We start from the raw sequence: 22470 nt of genomic DNA, 5'->3' as shown, positions 1-22470 counted from the left end.
ATGATCACCTATGGCAGGCTTTCACTTTCCGGTGTTGTGGGCGATCATCCCGGCGAGACAACCATTCGCAAAGGTAGGAGTATGAACATTCAGTTAATGAATGTGGCCGTGGACATCATCGAGCAGCGGCTGGCGCCGCTGGCGAATGTTCTGACGCGCAACAACCACATTACGGCGATGCGCGATAGCTTTGCGCTGGCGATGCCCTTTGTGATTGTTGGCAGCCTGTTGGTGCCCATTTTGTTTCCGCCCGTTTCCATCGACGGCGCCTCGCGTTTCGGCCAGGTCTATTTGCTACTGCGGCCTATCCTGCTGCCGACCTTTCAGTTAACCATTGGCCTGGTGGCGCTGATTGTCGCCTTCGGCGCCAGCGCCAGTCTCGCCAAGCAGTACCGTCTGCCGGAACGGCTCTGCGGTTTAACCGGGTGTCTGGCTTTTCTGCTGTTTATCGGCTTTCGCGAGACTGCGGTGAGCAATGTTTATCTCGGCGGTATGGGGATATTTACCGCCCTGATATCCAGCACCTATTCCATTGAGATAATTCGCTTTTTCTACAAAAAAGGCTGGTGTATTCGCTTGCCTGATGAAGTGCCGCTGATGACCCGCAATGGCTTTCAACTGCTGATCCCGCTGCTGGTGGTGATGCTGTCGATAAGCGTGATGAATGCCATACTGCTGCAGACCACCGGACGCATCGTACCGGAGTTGATCAGCGAAGCGGTGCGGCCGCTGGTGCTGGCGTCCGACACGCTGATGGCGGTACTGATCTCTTTATTTATCTGTAACTTACTCTGGTTTATCGGTATCCACGGCGCGCTGATCATCACCGGGATCATGAACCCCTTCTGGATGACCTATCTGTTTGAAAATCAGCAGGCGCTGGCGGCGGGTTCGCCAACGCTGCCGCATATTTATCTGCAGGGGTTCTGGGATTTTTACCTGCTGATCGGCGGTATTGGCTCCACTTTGCCGCTGGTGCTGATGGCGATGCGCAGCCGCTCGCGGCAGCTGAAAAGCGTGGCAAAAATTGGCCTGCTGCCGTCGCTGTTTAATATCAACGAGCCAATACTGTTTGGTTTTCCGGTAATCATGAACCCGGTTTTTTTACTGCCGTTTCTCTTTGTTCCGCTGATAAATGCCTGTATCGCATGGTATTTAACTCAGCTGGGTATCCTCGACCGCGCGGTGGCGATGCTGCCATGGTCTATGCCTTCCCCGCTGGGGGCAGCATGGTCGGCGAACGGTAGCTGGAAAAATTTGTGCATGAGCCTGTTCGCGATGTTTAACGCCTGGATGCTCTATCGCCCCTTCTTCAAAGTGTACGAACGCCAGCTCGCGGAAACCGAACGCTGACCCCCTCGCCGTCGGCGGCTTATCCCCCGGCGGCACTCATTCACCTGCTCCTCCTTCCGCTCTGCTGCCGGCTCCCGGCGGCATTCTTGTTATTTTATGTGATCAGTCTCACGAATATATTCGCCGCGGAGCGAATTTTGTGAACCAGATAGGCAATTATGGAAAGCGCTTTCCATTAACGGATGTACATTTCCATTTTTGATCCGTAAATTTCCCCTCCGTTATCGGTTCGTGTTAACAAACATAACGTGGGAAAAAAATAATGATAAAGCTGAAACATTCAATACCTCTGGCTCTCCTCTCGCTGGCAGGGGCCAGCAGCCTGGCCTGCGCCGATCCGAAGTATGATTTTGCGCTGCATGGCTATATCCGCTCCGGGATCCTGGCGAACTCCGATGGCAACCGCGCGGACTCCGTCGGCCTGATGCCGGACGGTAAGTGGCGACTGGGCAACGAAGAAGACACCAAGATCGAACTGATCCCCACCGTGACGCTGACGGCGGACAGCGGCGTGGTGGCGAAAGTGCAGGCCAACCTCACTCATCAGTCGAAATGCACCTCCGACTGGAACTGTCAGGATGACGATGGCCATGACGTACAGTTTCGCGAAGGGTTCGCCGAGCTGAGCAATCTGGATTTTGCGCCGGAGATGACCTTCTGGGCCGGTAAGCGCTACAGCAGCTCCAACACCTCCAGCCATCAGTTCGACTGGGAGTACATTCAGTACAACGGCACCGGCGGCGGCTTCGACAACATGGATCTCGGCTTCGCCCGCTTCGACGCCGGGGTGTACGCCTTTTCACCCACCGATGAAACCAAAGCCTACCCGGTGGATAAGGGAGATCAGGGCTACCCGGATGACTATTCCCTCAACCTGTGGCTGAAAAAGATCGCGGGGACAGGCTTCGATCTGGAGCTGATCGGCCACCATATGAACCGTAACGAAAACCACCCGACTTCCGCCGAGAAGGGCTATGGCGTGACCGGTATTTATAACTTTGACGGTTTCTATGGTCTGACCGGAGGCTACTCCCGCCTTGCATTGCAGTACGGGAAAGGGCTGGCGGCGGGTGACTCACTGGGTAAAAACGGCTGGGGCTGGGCCAATCTGGAAAACACTCAGTCCTGGCGAGTGGTGCTGGATAGCGTGGCCTCGATGGGCGACCTGGAGATCTCGACCTTCGCTTTCTGGCAGAAAGATAAAAACTACCGCTGGTGGACGGAAGATGACCATGGCTGGGGACGCTCGATGTGGGTCGCCGGTATCCGCCCTTATCATCAGATCACCCGCAACTTTGCCATGCAGTACGAGCTGGGCTACGAATACCTGGATGACAAAAACTACAAAGGGGTAAACGGCAGAGGCAAAGGCGGCCTGACCAAAGTCACCGTTGCGCCAACCCTGACCTTTGACTCCGGTTTCTGGGCACGCCCGCAGCTGCGCTTCTTCGTCACCTACGCGAAGTGGGATAAAGGTGTCTCCGATGCGCTGGACGGCAACTACAACTGGGATACCAATACCATCACCGCCGGCGGGTATTCCCGCAGTGGCTCTACCGACACCGTTAACTTCGGCGTACAGGCCGAGGTCTGGTTCTAAGGAGAGACAACGATGAAGCCGATGAAAAACCTGCTGCTGATGGGGCTGCTGTCCGCGCTGGGGGCCGGCGGGGCGCTGGCCGCCGAGCGCTCGCACTTTACGCACTTTATCACTCGCGACGGCGCCACCCTCAAGGACGGCGACAAGGTGTTTCGTTTCGCCGGGATCCACGCGCCGGAGCTGCACCGCATTGAAGACGACGCCCGCGGCCCCTGCAGAGCAGACCCGCGCGGCTGGGGACAATACTTTAAATGGCCAACGGCGCAGGAGCAGCAAAACTGGATCCAGGCGATGGTGCAAACCGGGGCGAAAGCCCAGCGCGTCTACGTGCTGTCGGTGCAGCAGGAATTTGATAAAGCCTGCGGGCGCGAGACCCATATTCTGGCGCCGGAAACGGCGGACGGCATGCCGCGGCTGAATGAGAAAGCCATGCGGGTGTATGACAACATGATTGCCGAAGCGGATAAACAGGGATTGCGACTGATCCTGCCGTTTATTGACCACTGGTGGTGGTGGGGCGGGCGTGAGCAGCTGGCGGCGTTCTACCACGAAAAAGCGGAAGACTTTTATCGGACCGATAGCAAGACCTTCAAAGCCTATCTGGATGTGATCCGCCAGGTTATCACCCGGACAAATACTGTCACCGGCCGCGCCTATTATGATGAAAAGGCGATCATGGCCTGGGAAACCGGTAACGAGCTGGAGGATACCAACGCCGATTTCCTGCATCAGACCGCGGCGTGGATTAAAAAATGGGCCCCTCATCAGCTGGTGGTAGATGGTACCTATAAGAAAATCAATTCCTTTGCGCTGACCGACCCCAATGTGGATATCGTCAGCAATCACTATTACACCAATGCCGATAATAACCATCCCGGGCAGGTGACGCAGGATCTGCGCGCCGTCGGCGGGCAAAAAGTCTATCTCGTCGGCGAGTTTGGCCTGCTGCCGGCGGATCAACTGAACGCCATTATGCAGTCGATCGTTCACAGCGACGTCAACGGGGCGCAAGCCGCCGGCGGGCTTATCTGGGGCTTCCGCGGCCATCGTCACGACGGCGGCTTCTACTGGCATAAGGAGTCGACCGGGCACTACAGTTACCACCTGCCGGGGTTTGCCAAAGAAGGCGAAGCGAACCAGGAGCAGGCGGTGGTCGATCTGGTGCGCACGGCCGCGGCGCAGATGGCCGGGCAGCAGACGATGGCGCCGCTGCCGAAGCCGGACGCGCCTTTGCTGCGCGAGACCACCTCGCCCTTCGCGATCAACTGGATGGGAGCCGCGGTGGGACGCAGCTACGATGTCGAACGCGCCGCCTCGCCGACCGGGCCGTGGACGGTGGTGGGCCGGGATATCTCCGATGGCGTTAACGAATGGAATCCGGAAACCATGGTTCTGTTCCGCGACGATTATCGTCAGCTTCAGCTCGGGCATACGTATTACTACCGGGTGACGGCGAAAAACGAGAGCGGTCATTCGGCTCCTTCCAATGTGATTAGCGTGCAGCATAGCGAGGAGAATCAGCCGCCGGTTGTCACGCTGGAACCGGCCCTAACCACCACGCAGGACCAGGGCGTCGAGCTTACGGCCAGCTGGCAGGACGATGGCCTGCCGTCGCGAGAGGTTAAGGTGGGCTGGCAGCACGCCGGTGAGGGACAGGTGCATTTCTGCCATGCCGATCGGGCTCAAACCCGGGCCTGGTTTACGACGCCAGGTACCTATGCGCTGACGTTCACGGCGGACGATGGGCTGCTGAAAAGCAGCAAAACCGTGACCGTGACGGTGGGCGAAGCGACGGGGAAAGCGCCAGCGGATTTTTGTCGTTATTACGGCGAAGTTTATGGCGTGGCTGAGGGTCGGCTGACGGTGATGAAGAGTGATAAAGACGCGCTGACAGTTGGCGAGGACGGCTTCCTCGGCCCATTTGCCAACGAGGGGGATAAGATCAGCTGGCAGGTGCAGGCGCCGTGGAGCGGTCAGTTCCTACTCAATGTAACCTTCAACGGCAAATGGGGCGGTAAGCAGAACTCATTTGTCGTCAACGGGGGCGCTCCGCAGGCTGTGGCCTTCCCGCAGACGGATGAGCAGGGCCAGCAGTTGCGGATACCGGTGACGCTTAACGCGGGGACTAATCAGATTGACTTCGGCCGCTTCGCCGGCGACTGGGGCTATATGTTCATTAAATCGATCGAAGTGGTCGCTGAGTAGTACGTTCAGGCTGCGCCAGACGGGCGCAGCCTTTTTTCGAAGGAGAGGTTATGCAGCAATATCAGTTTCCGCAAGGGTTTCTATGGGGGGCGGCGGCGTCCGGCCCGCAAACGGAAGGGGTCACCAATAAGCGCCATCGTTCCATCTGGGATAGCTGGTTTGCCGAACAACCGGAGCGATTTTATCAGCAGGTAGGGCCGCAAACCGTATGTGATACTTATCATCAGTATCCGCAGGACGTGGCGCTAATGAAACAGACCGGCTTCAACTCGTTTCGCACCTCAATTCAGTGGTCACGACTGATCGCTGATTTGGAAACCGGTGCGCCGGACCCGGACGCGGTGCGTTTTTATCACGCCTATCTCGATGAGATGATCGCCAACGGCATTGAGCCGATGATCAATCTCTACCACTTTGATATGCCGGAAGCGCTGCAGAAACAGTACGGCGGCTTTGAATCGGCGCACGTGGCCGAGCTGTTTGCCCGCTTTGCCCGCACCGCCTTTAGCCTGTTTGGCCATAAGGTTAAATACTGGATAACCTTCAACGAGCCGATTGTGCCGGTTGAGGGAGGCTACCTGTACGACTTCCACTATCCATGTAAGAAAGATGGCCGGCTGGCGGCGCAGGTGGCGTTTAACATTATGCTGGCGCACGCCAAAGCGGTAACGGCTTATCGTGAACTGGCGCTGGCGGGCGAGATCGGCGTGGTGCTAAACCTGACCCCGAGCTATACCCTCACTGACAGCGACGCGGATAAAAAAGCCGCCGGGTATGCCGACCTGTTTTTTAACCGCAGCTTCCTTGACCCGCTGGTAAAACATGAATTCCCCAAAGCGCTGTGCGAGATCCTCGCCGCCCACGACTGCCTGCCGACGACCAGCAAAGACGACGTGGCGTTGATCCTCAGCGCGGAAATCGATTTTCTTGGGGTGAACTATTACGTGCCGCGGCGGGTAAAAGCGCGAGAGGGCGACTATGACCTCGATTATTTCACCCCGGAATACTATTTCGAAAATGCGGTGAACCCGCAGGGCCGCTTTAACCCCTATCGTGATAACAACGAGATCCTGCCGCAGGCGATCTATGACATTGCCGCCAATATTCGCGATAACTACGGCAATATTAAGTGGTATCTCGCGGAAATCGGCATCGCGATGGATCGACAATCAGAGGGAGAGCCCGGGGCGGACGGGGTGATAGACGATACTTTCCGCATCGAGCTGATGGAGGAGCATCTGGTGCAGCTGCACCGCGCCATTGCCGACGGCGCGAACTGCTTTGGCGTACACCAGTGGACGTTTATCGACAACTGGTCGTGGATCAATGCCTTCAAACGACGCTACGGCTTCTGGCGACTGGATCTGGAGACCGGCGAGCGACAGATAAAACGCAATGCGCTGTGGTTTGCCGAACTGGCGACCAGCAACGGTTTTACCAGCGATAAATAGCGCGCTGCGCCAGCGCTCCCTCTCACCGGCGCGGAAAGGGGGAGCGCACGAGGTTACACCAGTTCGTCTTTATTAATACCCAGCCGCTTCATGCGCGACAGGAGCGTGGTGCGCTTGAGCCCCAGCCGCTGGGCGGCGCCTTTCGGCCCGGCCACCACGCCGTTGCTCTCCTTCAGCACCCGGACGATCAGCTGATATTCATCCTCACCTTCCTCAGGCAGGACCGCCGGCGTTCGAGGAACTTCCACGATCTCCCGCTCCGGCAGGGAGAGCTGCAGTACGTTGCCGCGGGTGAGTAACACCGCCCGTTCGATAACGTTTTCCAGCTCGCGTACGTTGCCCGGCCACTCCATCCGCGTCAGGGTGCGCAGGGTTTCCGCCGGAATGCTGTCGATGTTGCGCCCCATGCGGCGGGCGATTTTAAAGGTAAAGGCCTTCACCAGCAGCGGAATATCGTCGGGACGTTCGCGCAGCGGCGGCAGGTGGATGGGGAACACGTTGAGCCGATAGTAGAGATCGCTGCGGAATTCCCTGTCGATAACCATCTGCTTGAGATCGCGGTTGGTGGCGGCGATCAGCCGGACGTCGGTCTGGATCAGCTTGTTGCTCCCCAGACGTTCGAACTCCTGCTCCTGGAGGACGCGCAGCAGTTTAGGTTGCAACTCCAGCGGCATATCGCCCACTTCATCAAGGAACAGGGAGCTTTTGTCCGCCAGCTCGAAGCGGCCGATACGCTGGGCGCTGGCCCCAGTGAACGCGCCGCGTTCGTGGCCGAACAGATCGCTCTCCAGCAGCCCGGCGGGCATCGCGGCGCAGTTCATCTTCACCATCCGTCGACCGTTACGCCCGCTGAGGTTGTGGATGGCGCGGGCGATAAGCTCTTTACCGGTGCCGGTTTCGCCGAGGATCAGCACGGTGCTGTCGCTGTGCGCCACCATCTCGACCTGTTTGAGCACATTGTTCATCGCCTCGCTGCGGCCGATGATCTCGCCGAATTCGCTCTCGACATTATTGAGCTGCTCGGTGAGGGCGAGGTTCTCATCCACCAGCCGCTCTTTCAGGCGCTGAATTTCGCGGTAGGCGAGGGCGTTATCGATAGCGATCGATACCCGCTCGGCGATCTGCCGCAGCAGCTTGAGATTGGTGGTGGTGAAGACCTGTTCGTCGCACTGCGCCAGCTTCAGCACCCCGAGCAGGGTATTGCCGGACATCAGCGGCAGCAGGCACAGGGTCTGGATCTTATTGCCCCACATCTCGAAGAGCATTTTCTCATACGGCGCGAGGGTGTCATGTTCGTGCAGGTTGAGCAGCAGCATCTCTTTGCTTTTGAACACGCGCTCGGTGAGGGTACCGGCTTCATCCACCTCGCTCTGGTCGTGAACCGGATGGCTGGCGTCAAGATAATGCGTGGAATAGATGTTGAGCTTCCCTTTGCGGTCGCTGCGCAGCACCACGCTGATGGCGTCGATCCGGAAGTAGCGATGGATCTCTTTCGCCACCTCGCTGACCAGCTCGTCGATATCCAGGCGTGAGAGCACCGCGTTGGTGATCGCCACCAGGATGCGAAAGTTGTCGCGCTCGTGGCACAGCAGATCGTAATCGACGTTATTGCTGACCCGGTTCTGAATTTGCTCGGTGACGACGGCGACGATCTGCGTGAAGGTATGCAGCCGCTGGAACTCTTTCTCGCTCCACGGCCGGTTGTCACGGCGCAGAAATTCACAGCCGCCGAAGATCCGCCCATCAGCCGCCAGCGGCAGCAGCGAGTAGTACCCGAACGGGCGATAAAGCCCGCTGCGGATAAGCTGCGGCCAGGTGTCGGCAAAGGTCTCGTGGTCGCAATGCAGGGCATCCGGCCGGGAGAGTAAGCGGCGCACCGGACCGTGGGCGAGCACGGTTTCGTCCTCGTAGCTCACCGGGTGACCGGCTTCATCGCAGGCGTACCTGGCCGCGCGGTGGTTACCCGCGTTCCACAGGATGATGGCCGCCTCGTCGGCGAGCGCAGACTGTTGCACCAGGCGGGTGAGAGTTTCGCTCAGCGCGGCCAGATCGGGCTGCTGTAATAAAAGCCGGGTGATATCGAACAGCCCTTGCTGGCCGAGATCGCTCATCGGTGTATACGACATTGCTTACGTCCAAAACGCGCCGACAACGTGGCGCATAAGAAAATGATGGTACAAATAATAGTATGTTAATAAAGCGGTTATTGCCGCTTTAACCCCGGCTCGCGCTGCGCTTAGCCGGGCTACGTGCGCGCAGTTTTGTAGCCCGGATAAGGCGCCAGCCGCTATCCGGGACCCGACGCCGTCGTTAACAAATTCTCGGCAGCGGCTCGGCGTGGGGAAGATCGAGCGTACGCTTCACGCCGTACAGCCCAACGGAACGCACGCCCGGGCGGTCGACCACTTCGCCGATTATCGCCGCATCGCGTCCCAGTGGGTGAGACCGCAAATGCGCTAGCACGTTTTCCGCGGCCTCGCGGGCGACGGCGAGCACCAGTTTGCCTTCATTGGCGAAGTTCAGGGCGTCCAGCCCAAGCAGTTCGCAGACGCCGCGCACCGTATCGTTGACCGGCAGCGTTGCCTCCTGCAGTTCGATGCCGCAGCCGCTGGCGGCGGCGAACTCATGGGCGACGGCATTGACCCCGCCGCGGGTGGCGTCGCGCAGAGCTTTCACTCCACTCAGTGGCCGCAGGGTCTGGATAAGCGGCGTCAGCACCGCGCAATCGCTGGACAGCGCGCCGTCCAGCCCCATCTGCTCGCGCAGGTTAAGGATGGTGGCGCCATGATCCCCCAGCGTGCCGCTGACCAGCAGCACATCACCGGCGCTAATCTGCTGCGTCCCCCAGCGAACGTCCGCCGGGATGGCGCCGATGCCGGCGGTGTTAATAAACAGCTTATCCGCCGCGCCGCGCGGCACCACTTTAGTGTCGCCGGTGACGATGGCGATCCCTGCCGCCCGGGCGGTGTCGGCCATGCTGGCGACCACCGCTTCCAGGGTGGCCATCTCCAGCCCCTCTTCGAGAATAAAGCCGCAGGAAAGATAGCGGGGGATGGCGCCGCTGACCGCCACATCGTTGGCGGTACCGCAGACGGCCAGCTTGCCGATATTGCCGCCGGGAAAGAACAGCGGGTCAATCACGTAGCTGTCGGTGGAGAAGGCGAGGCGGTCCCCCTGGGCGGCGAGCGCCGCCAGATCGAGGCGCGCCTGATCCTCCTGCTCCGCCAGCCAGGGGTTGGCGAAGGCCTGCATAAACAGGTCGCCGATCAGCTGCTGCATTGCCTGACCGCCGCTACCGTGGGCTAACTGGACGCTTTTCATGCTTCATTTTCCTGACTGCGATATTGATACCAGGCGGCGCAGGCCCCTTCTGAGGAGACCATCAGCGCGCCAAAGGCGCTTTGCGGATTGCAGGTGCGGGCGAAGAGCGGGCACTGGTGCGGTTTACAGCGGCCGGTCAGCACCTCGCCGCAGCGGGCCCGCGGGTCGTCGCACACGCGCTGCGGCGCCGGGCGGAAATGCGCCTCGGCATCGAAGCGCTGATAGGCTGGCGTAAGCTGCACGCCGGAGTCGCTAATGACCCCCAGGCCGCGCCATTCGCTGTCGCCATCCAGGCGAAAGACGTCGGCCATCGCCGCCTGCGCCAGCGGGTTGCCGGCATCCGGCACCACGCGACGGTACTGATTTTCCACATCGCTGCGCTGCGCTATTGTCTGCTCAACCAGCATCACCGCGCCTTGCAGTAGATCAAGCGGTTCGAAACCAGCGACCACTAAAGGACGATGATAGTCGCTGGCGATAAAGCCGTAGGCTTCGGTGCCGATCACCATACTGACGTGGCCCGGGGCGAGAAAGGCGTCGATACTGTTGTCCGGCTGATCCAGCAGGCTGCGCAGGGTCGGCAGCAGGGTGATGTGCTGGCAGAAAAAGTAGAAGTTATCGACGTTGCGCTCCCGCGCCTGACGCAGGGTGAGGGCGGTGGCGGGCATGGTGGTTTCGAAACCGAGGCCGAAAAAGACCACCTCACGCTGCGGGTTTTGCTGCGCCAGCCGCAGGGCGTCCATCGGCGAGTAAACGATGCGGACATCGGCGCCGCGGGATTTCGCCTGCAGCAGCGAGCCGTTTTTACCTGGCACGCGCATGGCGTCGCCGAAGGTGCAGAAGATGACCCCCGGACGGCTGGCAATCTCAATGCAGGCATCGATGCGCCCCATCGGCAGGACGCACACCGGGCAGCCTGGCCCATGAATAAATTCGATATTCTCCGGCAACAGCTGGTCGAGCCCGAATTTAAAAATGGCATGAGTATGGCCGCCGCAGACCTCCATGATGCGTAGCGGTCGCGCGGCGGTGTGCGGCAGCAGACGCGCACGCTGCTGAAGATGCGCCACCAGCTGCATCACCTGTTCGGGGGCGCGGTATTCGTCAACGTAACGCATTATCGCTCCTCGCCGTACAGCAGGGCGCCGACGTCCGGCTCCACGTCAAACATATTTTGCAGCGCCTCGAGAGTGTCGCGCGCTTCGGCTTCATTGATCACGCTCATGGCGAACCCAACGTGCACCAGCACCCACTGGCCGAGACGCGTCTGACCCTGCTCGTCAACGGCGCCCACCAGCGTCAGGTCGACGTCGCGCTGAATGCCACAGACTTCCACCTTCGCCAGCACGCCGTCGATGGCGCAAATTTGTCCCGGAATGCCTATGCACATCGCTGCGTCTCCAGCCAGGTGAGCCACTGCTCCATGCCTTTGCCGCTGGTGGCCGAGAGGAGAATAATCTCAATATGCGGATTGACCTCACGGGCGCAGGCCAGGCACTTCTCAACGTCGAAATTGAGATACGGCAGCAGGTCGACTTTGTTGAGCAGCATCAGGCTGGCGGCGGCAAACATATGTGGATATTTCAGCGGTTTGTCTTCGCCTTCGGTGACCGACAGCACCGCCACCTTATGGCGTTCGCCGAGATCAAAGCTGGCCGGGCAGACCAGGTTGCCGACGTTTTCGATAAACAGAATGCCGTGGTCAGCCAGCGGCAGGCGCGGGGCGGCGTCGGCGATCATCTGGGCATCGAGATGGCAGCCTTTCCCGGTATTGACCTGAATCGCCGGGGTGCCGGTGGCGCGAATGCGGGCGGCGTCATTGACCGTTTGCTGATCGCCTTCAATCACCGCGCAGTCGGCGCGTCCTTTCAGCCGGGCGAGGGTTTCGGTCAGCAGGGTGGTTTTACCGGAGCCGGGGCTGGAAACCAGATTCAGCACCAGCTGCTGTTTCGCCGCAAAGCGTGCGCGGTTGCGCGCCGCCAGACGGTTGTTTTTATCCAGCACGTCGATCTCCACTTCCAGCATCCGCCGCTGGCTCTGCCCCGGGGCGTGAGTCCCAGCCTCGCCATGGCCGTAATGCAGGTCGCCCTCTGGCGTGCGGGTGGGGGCGAAGTGATCGGTTTTGACACCGGTGATGGCCATCGTCTGGCGTGGGGCGGGCGCGAAGGGGGCGCTGCGGAACGCGGAATGCGGGTTTCGTTCGTCTCCTTCAATATAGAGGTTGCCTTCGCCACAGCCGCATGTTGTACACATAGTTTACTCCAGTTCTAAACGCTGAATCTGTAAGCCGTCATCCGCCACGATCTGTAGCTGGTCGTTATTGCAGAGCGGGCAGCGGCGGACGTGCTGCGAGACAAGATGGACGTACTGCTGGCAGCGTTCGCACCAGCATTCAGCCTGTTGTTCGGCGATATGCAGTTCGCACCCCTCCGCCAGCGTGCCCCGGCAGACCAGCTCAAAGCAGAAGGTCAGGGCGCTGGCTTCCACGCAGGAAAATGCGCCGACCTTGAGCCACACGCCGGTCACCCGTCGCGCGCCGGCCTGCTGCGCCTGTTGTTCAATAATTTCCAGCGCCCGCTGGCTGAGGGTGATTTCGTGCATAGTCGCCTCCGTATCGCAATGCGCCTTGTATGCAATAACGATGCCAGAATGAAATCGTCGTGGCCGTCGATATCGATGTCGACGCCCCGGGGCTGTCATCGACATGTCGCGTCGGCAGGGATGAATACAAAAACATAGTTAAATCAATTAAATAAAACCTGGCATGAAAAATGCTTAGAGGGTGCATCTCATGCAACGGAGAAACCGATATGACTATTTGGGAAATAAGTGAAAAGGCGGATTACATCGCCGACCGTCACCGGCAGCAGCAGGAGCAGTGGCACATCTACTGTAACTCGCTGGTTCAGGGGATCACCTTGTCGAAGGCCCGCCTGCATCACGCGATGAGCTGCGCGCCGGATAAAGAGCTGTGCTTCGTGCTGTTCGGCCATTTTCAGGTGTTTGTCGCGCTGGCGGAAGGCTTTAACAGCCACACCATCGAATACTACGTCGAAAACAAAGGCGGCGGTGATAAGTACCTGATTGCTCAGGCCACGCTGGCGGCAGATGGCACGGTGGACGGGCGGATCAGCAACCGCTCCCGCGACCAGGTGCTGGAGCACTATCTGGCGATTATCGCCACCGTCTATGACCGTCTGTATGACGCCATGGAGCAAGACCAACCGGTGGATTTAAGCCATCTGGCCCTGACCCACTGATCGCGAGGTGTCGACACGTGTCGAAAATGACACCTGCGCAACCTGATTTCGTCAAAAATGACTTTCACCCGAGGATGACCCGGTGAACCGTTTTGTAATTGCTGACTCCACTGTCTGTATCGGCTGCCGCACCTGCGAAGCCGCCTGCTCTGAGACGCATCGCCAGCACGGCCTGCAGGCTATGCCGCGGCTGCAGGTGATGCGTAATGAAAAAGAATCGGCACCGCAGATGTGCCACCACTGCGAAGATGCCCCCTGCGCCACCGTCTGCCCGGTTAACGCCATCCAGCGCGTCGATGGCGCCGTCCAGCTCAACGAGAGCCTGTGCGTAAGCTGCAAACTGTGCGGCATCGCCTGCCCGTTTGGCGCCATCGAATTTTCCGGCAGCCGTCCGCTGGATATTCCGGCCAATGCCAATACCCGACTGGCGCCCCCCGCGCCGCCGGCGCCGGCCCGTGTCAGCTCGCTGCTCGACTGGGTGCCCGGCGTGCGCGCCATTGCCGTGAAATGCGACCTCTGCCACTTCGATGACCAGGGCCCGGCCTGCGTGCGGACCTGCCCGACCAACGCGCTGCTGTTGGTGGATAGCCGGGATATCGCCCAGGCCAGCAAGCGTAAACGCCAGCTGACCTTTAATACCGACCTTGGCGACTTGTCGCTGTTCCAGGCGCAACAGGGGGAGAGGGAATGAGTGTAATGGGATTAGTCAATCAGGCGGTGATGTGGTACGCCGCCAGCGCCGTGCTGGCCTTTGTGTTTGCCATGCGTAAACCGCTCAGCGGCGCTATTGCCGGGATCGGCGGCGCGGTGGCCAGCGCCATGCTGGTGGTTGCCGGCGGCGCAGCGCTCTTGATGCCGGAACGGATCCACGGCGGCATGCTGCAGTTTCTGCATCTGACGATGCGGGTGGGCGGTGTCAACGCGCTGTGGCTGCTGGCCATCGGCCTGTCGGCGCTGCCGGTGTCATTGTTCAATATTAGCTGGCATCGCCATCCGCAGGTGAAGGCCAACGGCCTGCTGGTCAACCTGCTGTTGGCCGCCGCCACCTGCGCGGTGGTGGTGACCAATATCGGTTCGCTGGTGGTGATGGCGGAGATCATGGCGCTCTGCGCGGCGTTTCTCACCGGCTGCGCCGCCTCCGGTAAGCTGTGGTTTGCCCTGGGGCGTCTCGGCACGTTGCTGATGGCCTGGACCTGCTGGCTGGTGTGGTCGACCTACGGCACCCTCGAGCTGGCGCAGATCAACCTCCAGGCAGTGGATATGATGCAGAACCCGCTGCTGTGGCTGCCGGGACTGGTGGGGTTCGCCCTGCTGGCCGGGGCGATCCCGCTGCACGGCTGGGCGCCGCAGGCTCACGCGGGGGCCAGCGCGCCGGCCGCCGCGCTGTTTTCCACCGTGGTGATGAAGGTCGGTCTGTACGGCATGCTGACCGTCTCGCTGGCCGGCGGCGTGCCGCCGCTGTGGTGGGGCGTCATGCTGCTGGCGCTGGGGATGATCACCGCCTTTATCGGCGGGTTGTATGCCCTGATGGAGCATAACATTCAGCGTCTGCTGGCCTATCACACCCTCGAGAACATCGGCATCATCCTGCTGGGGCTGGGCGCCTTTGTTACCGGCGTGGCAACCCGCAACAGCACGCTGATGGTGCTGGGTTTTATCGGCGGCATGTATCACCTGATTAACCACAGCCTGTTCAAAACCACGCTGTTCCTCGGCGCCGGGGCGGTGTGGTTCCGTACCGGCCATCGCGATATCGAGAAGCTGGGCGGCATCGGTAAAAAAATGCCGCTGATCTCCCTCGCCATGCTGGTAGGGCTGATGGCAATGGCGGCTCTGCCGCCGCTGAACGGCTTCGCCGGCGAGTGGGTTATCTACCAGTCCTTCTTCAAAATGAGCACCGGCGACCTGTTTATTGGCCGTCTGCTGGGGCCGCTGCTGGCCGTCGGCCTGGCGATCACCGGCGCACTGGCGGTGATGTGTATGGCGAAAGTCTATGGCGTGACCTTCCTCGGCGCGCCGCGGACGAAAGAGGCGGAAAACGCCACCTGCGCCCCCTGGCTGATGACCCTGAGCGTAATACTGGCGGCGGTCTTCTGCCTCGTTGGCGGCATCGCCGCGCCGTGGCTGCTGCCGCTGGTGAGCGGCGCCTTCCCGGTGCAGGCACAGGTATCGAGCGTGGTATCGCAGCCGATGATCGCGCTGCTGCTTATCGCCTGCCCGCTGCTGCCGTTCCTGCTGATGATCTTCTTTAAAGGTGATCGCCTGGCGGCGCGCTCGCGCGGCGCGGCGTGGGTCTGCGGTTACGACCACGAGCAGTCGATGGTGGTAACGGCCCACGGCTTTGCCATGCCGGTGAAAGAGGCCTTTGCGCCGTTGCTGAAGCTGCGTCACTGGCTGAACCCGGTGCGTCTGGTGCCGGGCTGGCAATCGGCCTCGGCGCCGGCGCTGCTGCGCGGGATCGCGCTGGTTGAGCTGGCGGTGCTGGTGGTGATTGTCATTTCGCGAGGAGCCTGAGAATGAGTCTGTTAATTGCATTGCTACAGGCGCTGGTGCTGTTTGCCGTCGCGCCGCTGTTGTCCGGGATCGTTCGCGTCGCCCGCGCGCGGCTGCATAACCGCCGTGGACCGGGGGTACTGCAGGAGTATCGCGATATCCTGAAACTGCTGAGCCGCCAGAGCGTGGGCCCTGACGCCTCGGGCTGGGTGTTTCGCCTGACGCCGTACGTCATGGTGGGCGTGATGCTGACCATCGCCACCGCGCTGCCGGTGGTGACGGTGGACTCTCCGCTGCCGGTGCTCGGGGATCTCATCACCCTGATCTACCTGTTCGCCATCGCCCGTTTCTTCTTTGCCATTTCTGGTCTGGACACCGGCAGCCCGTTTACCGCGCTGGGCAGCAGTCGCGAAGCGATGCTCGGCGTGCTGGTGGAGCCGATCCTGCTGCTGGGCCTGTGGGTGGCGGCGCAGGTCGCCGGCTCGACCCATATCAGCACCATCACCGATACCCTTTACCACTGGCCGGCGGCGCGCAGCATTCCACTGATTCTGGCGCTGTGCGCCTGCGCCTTCGCCACCTTTATTGAGATGGGCAAACTGCCGTTCGATCTGGCGGAAGCAGAGCAGGAGCTGCAGGAGGGCCCCCTGTCGGAATACAGCGGCAGCGGCTTTGGCATCCTGAAGTGGGGCATCAGCCTCAAACAGCTGGTGGTGCTGCAGATGTTTGTCGGGGTCTTTTTCCCGTGGGGTCAGATGACCAGCTTCAGCGTCGGCGGCCTGCTATTGGCGCTGGTGGTCGCCATCGTCAAGCTGGTGGTCGGGGTGCTGATTATCGCGTTGTTTGAAAACAGCATGGCGCGTCTGCGTTTTTGTGCCACCTCCCGCGTCACCTGGGCCGGGTTTGGTTTTGCCTTTTTAGCTTTCGTCTCCTTGCTGGTGGCGTGATTAAGAGAGTTTGAGCATGTCTGAAGAAAAAATCGGTCAACACTATCTTGCGGCGCTGCACCAGGCCTTTCCGGGCGTGGTGCTGGACGAAGCCTGGCAGACCAAAGAACAGTTAACTATCACCGTGAAGGTCAACTACCTGCCGGAAGTGGTGGAGTTTCTCTACTACCAGCAGGGTGGCTGGCTGTCGGTGTTGTTCGGCAACGATGAACGTAAGCTCAACGGCCACTACGCGGTCTATTACGTGCTGTCGATGGAGCAGGGCACCAAATGCTGGATCACCGTGCGCGTGGAAGTGGATGCCAACAAACCGGAATACCCGTCGGTGACGCCGCGCGTCCCGGCGGCGGTGTGGGGCGAGCGCGAAGTGCGCGATATGTACGGCCTGGTGCCGGTCGGCCTGCCTGACGAACGTCGTCTGGTGCTACCGGACGACTGGCCGGACGAACTCTATCCGCTGCGCAAAGACAGCATGGACTATCGCCAGCGTCCGGCGCCGACCACCGACGCGGAAACCTACGAGTTCATTAACGAGCTCGGCAGCAAGAAAAACAACGTGGTGCCGATCGGCCCGCTGCACGTCACCTCTGATGAACCTGGCCACTTCCGCCTGTTCGTTGACGGCGAGAACATTATCGATGCCGACTACCGCCTGTTCTACGTCCATCGCGGGATGGAAAAGCTGGCGGAAACCCGCATGGGCTATAACGAAGTGACCTTCCTGTCGGACCGGGTGTGCGGCATCTGCGGCTTCGCCCACAGTACCGCTTACACCACCTCGGTGGAGAACGCGATGGGCATCGTGGTGCCGGAGCGGGCGCAGATGATCCGCGCCATTCTGCTGGAGGTGGAACGCCTGCACTCGCACCTGCTGAACCTCGGTCTGGCCTGCCACTTTACCGGCTTTGACTCCGGCTTTATGCAGTTCTTCCGCGTGCGCGAAACCTCAATGAAGATGGCGGAAATTCTCACCGGCGCGCGTAAAACCTACGGCCTGAACCTGATCGGCGGGATCCGCCGCGACCTGCTGAAAGAGGACATGATCCAGACCCGTCAGCTGGCGCAGCAGATGCGCCGCGACGTGCAGGAGCTGGTGGATATGCTGCTCAGCACGCCGAATATGGAACAGCGTACCGTCGGTATTGGCCGTCTGGATCCGGAAATCGCCCGCGACTTTAGTAACGTCGGCCCGATGGTGCGCGCCAGCGGCCACGCCCGCGACACCCGCGCCGACCACCCGTTTGTCGGCTACGGCCTGCTGCCGATGGAAGTCCACAGCGAGCAGGGTTGCGACGTGATATCTCGCCTCAAGGTGCGGATCAACGAGGTTTATACCGCGCTGAATATGATTGATTTCGGTCTCGATAACCTGCCGGGCGGCCCGCTGATGGTGGAAGGGTTCACCTATATTCCGCACCGCTTCGCACTGGGCTTCTCCGAGGCGCCGCGCGGCGACGATATCCACTGGAGCATGACCGGCGACAACCAGAAACTGTACCGCTGGCGCTGCCGGGCGGCGACCTACGCCAACTGGCCGACCCTGCGCTATATGCTACGCGGCAACACCGTTTCCGATGCGCCGCTGATCATCGGCAGCCTCGACCCGTGCTACTCCTGTACCGACCGCATGACCGTTGTCGACGTACGCAAGAAGAAGAGCAAAGTGGTGCCGTACAAAGAGCTGGAGCGCTACAGCATCGAGCGTAAAAACTCGCCGCTGAAATAAGGAATCGCCATGTTTACCTTTATTAAAAAAGTTATTAAGACCGGCACCGCGACGCACGCCTACCCGCTGGAGCCGATGCCAGTGGACAAAAACTTCCGCGGCAAGCCGGAGCATACGCCGCAGCAGTGTATCGGCTGCGCGGCCTGCGTGAACGCCTGCCCGTCGAACGCCCTGACGGTCGAGACCGATCTGGCCACTAAACAGCTGGCGTGGCAGTTTAACCTCGGGCGCTGCATCTTCTGCGGCCGCTGTGAAGAGGTGTGCCCGACGGCGGCGATTAAGCTGTCGCCGGAGTATGAGCTGGCGGTGTGGAAGAAAGAGGATTTCCTCCAGCAGTCGCGCTTCGCTATCTGCCACTGCCGGGAGTGCCAGCGTCCGTTCGCGGTGCAGAAGGAGATCGACTACGCCATCGCGCTGCTCAAGCATAACGGCGATACCCGCGCCGAGCTGCACCGTGAAAGCTTCGAAACCTGCCCGGAATGCAAGCGCCAGAAATGCCTGGTGCCGTCCGATCGTATTGAACTGACCCGCCATATGAGGGAGGCCAGCTGATGAGTACTTTACTTGGCCCGCGCGATGAAAACGGCATACCCGTGCCGATGACGGTGGATGAATCCATCGCCAGCATGAAGGCCTCGCTGCTGAAGAAAATTAAACGTTCGGCCTACGTCTACCGCGTCGACTGCGGCGGCTGCAACGGTTGCGAAATTGAAATCTTCGCCACCCTTTCGCCGCTGTTCGATGCTGAACGCTTCGGGATCAAGGTGGTGCCTTCGCCGCGCCATGCCGATATCCTGCTGTTTACCGGGGCGGTGACCCGCGCCATGCGCTCCCCGGCGCTGCGCGCCTGGCAGTCGGCGCCGGATCCGAAGATCTGTATCTCCTACGGCGCCTGCGGCAACAGCGGCGGCATCTTCCACGACCTGTACTGTGTCTGGGGCGGTACCGATAAAATCGTACCGGTCGATGTCTATATTCCGGGCTGCCCGCCGACGCCCGCCGCCACCCTGTACGGCTTCGCCATGGCCCTCGGCCTGCTGGAGCAGAAAATCCATGCTCGTCTGCCAGGCGAACTCGACGAACAGCCGACCGAGCTGCTGCATGCCGATATGGTGCAGCCCCTGCGGGTGCGCATCGATCGCGAAGCGCGGCGTCTGGCGGGCTATCGCTATGGCCGGCAGATTGCTGACGACTATATGCGTCTGCTCGGCCAGGGCGACAGCCAGGTGCTGCGCTGGCTGGAGGCGGAGAAAGATCCGCGTCTGACCGAGATCGTCACCCATCTCAACCAGGTGGTCGAGGGGGCGCGTATCCGATGAGCGAGACGGTGGTGTTCAGTCAGCTGAGCCGTAAATTTATTGATGAGAACGACGCCACGCCGGATCAGGCGCAGCAGGTGGTCTATTACAGCCTGGCGATTGGCCACCACCTCGGCGTCATCGACTGTCTCGAGGCGGCGCTGAGCTGCCCGTGGGAGGCGTATCTGGCATGGATCGCCACCCTTGAGGCGGGCAGCGCCGCGCGGCGCAAAATGGAGGGCGTGCCGAAGTATGGCGAGATCGTCATCGACAGCAGCCATGTGGCGATGCTGGCCAACGCCTTTGATAAAGCGCAGTCCGCGCAGACCCCGCAGCAGCAGGCGTGGAGTAAAACGATGCTCAGCATGCTGCATGATATTCACCAGGAGAGCGCCATCTATCTGATGGTGAGGAGATTACGTGACTGACGTTTTACTCTGTGTCGGCAACAGCATGATGGGCGACGACGGCGCCGGCCCGCTGCTGGCGGAGATGTGCGCGGCGAACCCGGCCGGCCAGTGGGTGGTCATCGACGGCGGCAGCGCGCCGGAAAACGACATCGTGGCGATCCGCGAATTACGCCCCGAACGCCTGCTGATTGTTGATGCCACCGATATGGGCCTCAACCCCGGCGACATTCGCGTCATCGACCCCGACGACATCGCCGAGATGTTTATGATGACCACCCATAACATGCCGCTCAACTATCTGGTCGATCAGTTGAAAGAGGACGTCGGCGAGGTGATTTTCCTCGGCATTCAGCCGGATATCGTCGGTTTTTATTATCCGATGACCCAGCCGGTAAAAGAGGCCGTTGCCCGGGTGTACCAGCAGCTGGCAGACTGGCAGGGCCAGGGCGGCTTTGCCCGGCTGGAGGCTGAAGACGATTAACCCAGCGGCGAACCGGGCTCTCCGCCGGCGCACGACTGACCTGCCGGGAGCCCCGTTCCCGGCGGCGCCAGCTCAAGATTCTCTATCACTAATTTCCCGGGCGACACCGAGACTCTGACCTGCGTGCCGACCGGAAACCCCGCCTGCTCCAGCCAGTCGCCGTTCAGGTTCAGGGCTGCGTGGCGGGTGTAGCGCCGCGTCTCCCGCGTTTTGCGGTCTTCATGGCGTTTTCTGACATATCCCACGGTTAACTGGCGAATGGCCCTGGCTATCCCTCTGGCTGCGGTAGTGTGCTGTGCGCTCATGATGTGCTCCTTGCTGAAGATACCCCTGTAAAAGTACTGGATAAAATACCAGTTATTGTGAACAGGAGGCAAACCAGAAACTGGAATCAGGCTCGAGAAAAAAGCATGTAATAGATGCAACAGAAAGCAGACGCCCGTCCCCCGTTTATCGCGGGGAATGGGCGCGCGTGGGCGAGGACGCTTAGTCGAGATCGGCGCCGTTGCTGGCTATCACCTTCTGGTACCAGAAGAATGACTTTTTACGCTTACGCGCCAGGGTGCCGTTGCCGGCATCGTCGCGATCGACATAGACAAAGCCGTAGCGCTTGCTCATCTCGCCGGTTGACGCCGAGACCAGATCGATGCAGCCCCAGCTGGTGTAGCCCAGCACCGGAATACCGTCGCCGATAGCGTCGCGCATTGCCCTGATGTGCTCGCGCAGGTAGCTGATGCGATAGTCGTCATTGATGTCGCCATTGGCATCGATCTCATCGCGGGCGCCAAGCCCGTTTTCCACCAGGAACAGCGGTTTCTGATAGCGGTCGTACATCATGTTCATGGTGATGCGCAGGCCCAGCGGGTCGATGCCCCACCCCCATTCGCTGGCCGGGATGTGCGGGTTCTTCAGCGACTTGACGATATTGGCGGCATTGGTGTTGCTGGCGTTCATCTCCGCCGAGGCGCAGCGCGACGCATAGTAGCTAAAGGAGACGAAATCGACGGTGTTTTTGAGGATCTCGTCATCGCCCGGCTGTTTCGCAATCGTGACCCCTTTTTCCCGGAACACCCGCGCGGCCCACACCGGATAGGCGCCGCGCGCCTGGACGTCGATAAAGAACAGATTTTCGCGGTCCTTCTCCAGCGCCATCCACACATCTTCCGGCTTGCAGGAGTAAGGATAGAAATTGCCGCCCGCCAGCATGCAGCCGACCTGATTTTGCGGGTTAATCTCATGAGCGATTTTTGTCGCCAGCGCGCTGGCCACCAGCTCGTGATGCGCGGCCTGGTACTTCACCTGCTCCTGGTTTTCACCCTCTTCAAACACCAGACCGGCGCCGGAGTAGGGGCTGTGCAGCATGATGTTGATTTCATTGAAGGTGAGCCAGTATTTCACCAGACCGTCAAAAGCTTCAAAGCAGGTGCGGGCGTAGTGGCTGAAAAAATCCACCATTTTGCGGTTGCGCCAGGAGCCGTACTCCATCACCAGATGCATCGGCACGTCGAAATGACACAGCGTGACCAGCGGCTCGATACCGTGCTTTTTGCACTCCTCAAACAGTGAGCGATAGAAGGCGATGCCCTGCGGATTCGGCTGCTGCTCGTCGCCGCGCGGGAACAGGCGGCTCCAGGCGATGGAGGTGCGAAAGACGCTGAACCCCATCTCGGCCATCAGGGCAATATCTTCTTTATAGCGATGGTAAAAATCGATCGCTTCATGGCTGGGGTAAAATTCGTCTTCACGCAGTGTAAAGCGCTTCTCCAGGCCTAATTTTACCGGCAGGCGGTGGGCGCCGTGGGGGAGGGTATCCACGGTGGTCAGCCCCTTACCGCCTTCAAGATAAGCGCCTTCAGACTGGTTGGCGGCCAGTGCGCCGCCCCATAAAAATCCCTGTGGGAAACTCGCCATGCATTACCTCATTA

The 22470-nt window shown here is 60.4% G+C and carries 21 protein-coding genes; 13 read left to right on the top strand and 8 right to left on the bottom strand.

What is annotated here, in order from left to right; genetic code table 11:
- Positions 1–81: 81 nt before the first annotated feature.
- The 4 genes from SPE70_RS20790 (at position 82) to SPE70_RS20775 (ending at position 6609) form a co-directional block, all read left to right on the top strand.
- Entirely contained in the window at positions 82–1353 is a 1272-nt protein-coding gene (locus tag SPE70_RS20790) for a PTS sugar transporter subunit IIC (protein WP_004151052.1), read from the top strand.
- 262 nt (positions 1354–1615) lie between these two features.
- Positions 1616–2953, top strand: a complete 1338-nt coding sequence (locus SPE70_RS20785) for a maltoporin (RefSeq protein WP_063105690.1) — start codon at positions 1616–1618, stop codon at positions 2951–2953.
- A 12-nt stretch (positions 2954–2965) separates the two neighbouring features.
- Positions 2966–5158: a CBM35 domain-containing protein gene (locus SPE70_RS20780; RefSeq protein WP_044614161.1), complete on the top strand. Its 2193-nt coding sequence runs from the start codon at positions 2966–2968 to the stop codon at positions 5156–5158.
- Positions 5159–5208: 50 nt separating this feature from the next.
- Positions 5209–6609 (top strand): glycoside hydrolase family 1 protein, encoded by a 1401-nt coding sequence (locus tag SPE70_RS20775; protein WP_040968825.1) that lies wholly within the window; start codon positions 5209–5211, stop codon positions 6607–6609.
- 53 nt (positions 6610–6662) lie between these two features.
- Here the strand turns inward: SPE70_RS20775 and flhA are convergent, their stop codons facing one another.
- From flhA to hypA, 6 genes are all read right to left on the bottom strand, one after another.
- A complete protein-coding gene (gene flhA / locus SPE70_RS20770; RefSeq protein ID WP_008806189.1) occupies positions 6663–8735 on the bottom strand; it encodes a formate hydrogenlyase transcriptional activator FlhA in 2073 nt (690 codons plus the stop codon).
- A gap of 184 nt (positions 8736–8919) precedes the next feature.
- The gene (gene hypE / locus SPE70_RS20765) at positions 8920–9930 is read right to left on the bottom strand and encodes a hydrogenase expression/formation protein HypE (RefSeq protein ID WP_008806188.1); all 1011 of its coding nucleotides are present in this window, start codon (positions 9928–9930) and stop codon (positions 8920–8922) included.
- The gene (gene hypD / locus SPE70_RS20760) at positions 9927–11048 is read right to left on the bottom strand and encodes a hydrogenase formation protein HypD (protein WP_012967355.1); all 1122 of its coding nucleotides are present in this window, start codon (positions 11046–11048) and stop codon (positions 9927–9929) included. The genes hypE and hypD overlap by 4 nt, the downstream gene beginning before the upstream one ends.
- Positions 11048–11320, bottom strand: a complete 273-nt coding sequence (locus SPE70_RS20755; RefSeq protein ID WP_022064696.1) for a HypC/HybG/HupF family hydrogenase formation chaperone — start codon at positions 11318–11320, stop codon at positions 11048–11050. The genes hypD and SPE70_RS20755 overlap by 1 nt, the downstream gene beginning before the upstream one ends.
- Positions 11311–12183 (bottom strand): hydrogenase nickel incorporation protein HypB, encoded by an 873-nt coding sequence (gene hypB / locus SPE70_RS20750; RefSeq protein ID WP_136047550.1) that lies wholly within the window; start codon positions 12181–12183, stop codon positions 11311–11313. The genes SPE70_RS20755 and hypB overlap by 10 nt, the downstream gene beginning before the upstream one ends.
- 3 nt (positions 12184–12186) lie before the next feature.
- Positions 12187–12531, bottom strand: a complete 345-nt coding sequence (hypA, locus tag SPE70_RS20745) for a hydrogenase maturation nickel metallochaperone HypA (RefSeq protein WP_012540763.1) — start codon at positions 12529–12531, stop codon at positions 12187–12189.
- Positions 12532–12740: 209 nt separating this feature from the next.
- Between hypA and hycA the strand changes: the two genes are divergently transcribed.
- The 9 genes from hycA to hycI all read left to right on the top strand — a co-directional run bounded on the left by hycA (position 12741) and on the right by hycI (position 20545).
- Positions 12741–13190 carry a formate hydrogenlyase regulator HycA gene (hycA, locus tag SPE70_RS20740; RefSeq protein ID WP_004205645.1) on the top strand — a complete coding sequence of 150 codons (450 nt, stop codon included), beginning with the start codon at positions 12741–12743 and terminating at the stop codon, positions 13188–13190.
- Positions 13191–13272: 82 nt separating this feature from the next.
- Complete coding sequence (locus SPE70_RS20735; protein ID WP_012540764.1) at positions 13273–13881, top strand: 4Fe-4S dicluster domain-containing protein; 609 nt, start codon at positions 13273–13275, stop codon at positions 13879–13881.
- A complete protein-coding gene (gene hycC, locus SPE70_RS20730; protein ID WP_012967357.1) occupies positions 13878–15704 on the top strand; it encodes a formate hydrogenlyase subunit 3 in 1827 nt (608 codons plus the stop codon). The genes SPE70_RS20735 and hycC overlap by 4 nt, the downstream gene beginning before the upstream one ends.
- 2 nt (positions 15705–15706) lie before the next feature.
- A complete protein-coding gene (locus tag SPE70_RS20725; RefSeq protein ID WP_012967358.1) occupies positions 15707–16630 on the top strand; it encodes a respiratory chain complex I subunit 1 family protein in 924 nt (307 codons plus the stop codon).
- A 16-nt stretch (positions 16631–16646) separates the two neighbouring features.
- Positions 16647–18356, top strand: a complete 1710-nt coding sequence (gene hycE, locus SPE70_RS20720) for a formate hydrogenlyase subunit HycE (protein WP_049010206.1) — start codon at positions 16647–16649, stop codon at positions 18354–18356.
- Between the two features lie 9 nt (positions 18357–18365).
- Positions 18366–18908, top strand: coding sequence for a formate hydrogenlyase complex iron-sulfur subunit (locus SPE70_RS20715; RefSeq protein ID WP_016161699.1), 543 nt, complete (start codon positions 18366–18368; stop codon positions 18906–18908).
- Positions 18908–19675 (top strand): NADH-quinone oxidoreductase subunit B family protein, encoded by a 768-nt coding sequence (locus SPE70_RS20710; protein WP_002914891.1) that lies wholly within the window; start codon positions 18908–18910, stop codon positions 19673–19675. The genes SPE70_RS20715 and SPE70_RS20710 overlap by 1 nt, the downstream gene beginning before the upstream one ends.
- Positions 19672–20082 (top strand): formate hydrogenlyase maturation HycH family protein, encoded by a 411-nt coding sequence (locus tag SPE70_RS20705; RefSeq protein WP_016161698.1) that lies wholly within the window; start codon positions 19672–19674, stop codon positions 20080–20082. Before SPE70_RS20710 ends, SPE70_RS20705 begins: the two co-directional genes overlap by 4 nt.
- Positions 20075–20545, top strand: coding sequence for a hydrogenase maturation peptidase HycI (hycI, locus tag SPE70_RS20700; protein WP_008806179.1), 471 nt, complete (start codon positions 20075–20077; stop codon positions 20543–20545). Before SPE70_RS20705 ends, hycI begins: the two co-directional genes overlap by 8 nt.
- Here the strand turns inward: hycI and SPE70_RS20695 are convergent.
- Complete coding sequence (locus tag SPE70_RS20695) at positions 20542–20850, bottom strand: SymE family type I addiction module toxin (protein ID WP_012967361.1); 309 nt, start codon at positions 20848–20850, stop codon at positions 20542–20544. The genes hycI and SPE70_RS20695 overlap by 4 nt on opposite strands.
- Before the next feature lie 181 nt (positions 20851–21031).
- Positions 21032–22456, bottom strand: coding sequence for a 6-phospho-beta-glucosidase (locus SPE70_RS20690; protein ID WP_022065322.1), 1425 nt, complete (start codon positions 22454–22456; stop codon positions 21032–21034).
- Between the last annotated feature and the right edge of the window lie 14 nt (positions 22457–22470).

Source organism: Klebsiella sp. ZJOU C1 (genome assembly GCF_035620215.1).
In the GTDB taxonomy this organism is placed as follows: Bacteria; Pseudomonadota; Gammaproteobacteria; order Enterobacterales; family Enterobacteriaceae; genus Klebsiella; species Klebsiella variicola.
The sequence above is the reverse complement of the archived record's forward strand: the minus strand, read 5'-3'. Positions and strand labels throughout refer to the sequence as shown.

Coding starts and splice junctions, on each gene's coding strand:
- SPE70_RS20690 (WP_022065322.1), bottom strand. CDS start 22,456: ATGGCGAGTTTCCCACAGGGATTTTTATGGGGCGGCGCACTGGCCGCC.
- SPE70_RS20755 (WP_022064696.1), bottom strand. CDS start 11,320: ATGTGCATAGGCATTCCGGGACAAATTTGCGCCATCGACGGCGTGCTG.
- SPE70_RS20790 (WP_004151052.1), top strand. CDS start 82: ATGAACATTCAGTTAATGAATGTGGCCGTGGACATCATCGAGCAGCGG.
- hycC (WP_012967357.1), top strand. CDS start 13,878: ATGAGTGTAATGGGATTAGTCAATCAGGCGGTGATGTGGTACGCCGCC.
- hycA (WP_004205645.1), top strand. CDS start 12,741: ATGACTATTTGGGAAATAAGTGAAAAGGCGGATTACATCGCCGACCGT.
- flhA (WP_008806189.1), bottom strand. CDS start 8,735: ATGTCGTATACACCGATGAGCGATCTCGGCCAGCAAGGGCTGTTCGAT.
- SPE70_RS20710 (WP_002914891.1), top strand. CDS start 18,908: ATGAGTACTTTACTTGGCCCGCGCGATGAAAACGGCATACCCGTGCCG.
- SPE70_RS20785 (WP_063105690.1), top strand. CDS start 1,616: ATGATAAAGCTGAAACATTCAATACCTCTGGCTCTCCTCTCGCTGGCA.
- SPE70_RS20725 (WP_012967358.1), top strand. CDS start 15,707: ATGAGTCTGTTAATTGCATTGCTACAGGCGCTGGTGCTGTTTGCCGTC.
- hypE (WP_008806188.1), bottom strand. CDS start 9,930: ATGAAAAGCGTCCAGTTAGCCCACGGTAGCGGCGGTCAGGCAATGCAG.
- hypB (WP_136047550.1), bottom strand. CDS start 12,183: ATGTGTACAACATGCGGCTGTGGCGAAGGCAACCTCTATATTGAAGGA.
- SPE70_RS20780 (WP_044614161.1), top strand. CDS start 2,966: ATGAAGCCGATGAAAAACCTGCTGCTGATGGGGCTGCTGTCCGCGCTG.
- hypA (WP_012540763.1), bottom strand. CDS start 12,531: ATGCACGAAATCACCCTCAGCCAGCGGGCGCTGGAAATTATTGAACAA.
- SPE70_RS20715 (WP_016161699.1), top strand. CDS start 18,366: ATGTTTACCTTTATTAAAAAAGTTATTAAGACCGGCACCGCGACGCAC.
- hycE (WP_049010206.1), top strand. CDS start 16,647: ATGTCTGAAGAAAAAATCGGTCAACACTATCTTGCGGCGCTGCACCAG.
- SPE70_RS20705 (WP_016161698.1), top strand. CDS start 19,672: ATGAGCGAGACGGTGGTGTTCAGTCAGCTGAGCCGTAAATTTATTGAT.
- hypD (WP_012967355.1), bottom strand. CDS start 11,048: ATGCGTTACGTTGACGAATACCGCGCCCCCGAACAGGTGATGCAGCTG.
- SPE70_RS20775 (WP_040968825.1), top strand. CDS start 5,209: ATGCAGCAATATCAGTTTCCGCAAGGGTTTCTATGGGGGGCGGCGGCG.
- SPE70_RS20695 (WP_012967361.1), bottom strand. CDS start 20,850: ATGAGCGCACAGCACACTACCGCAGCCAGAGGGATAGCCAGGGCCATT.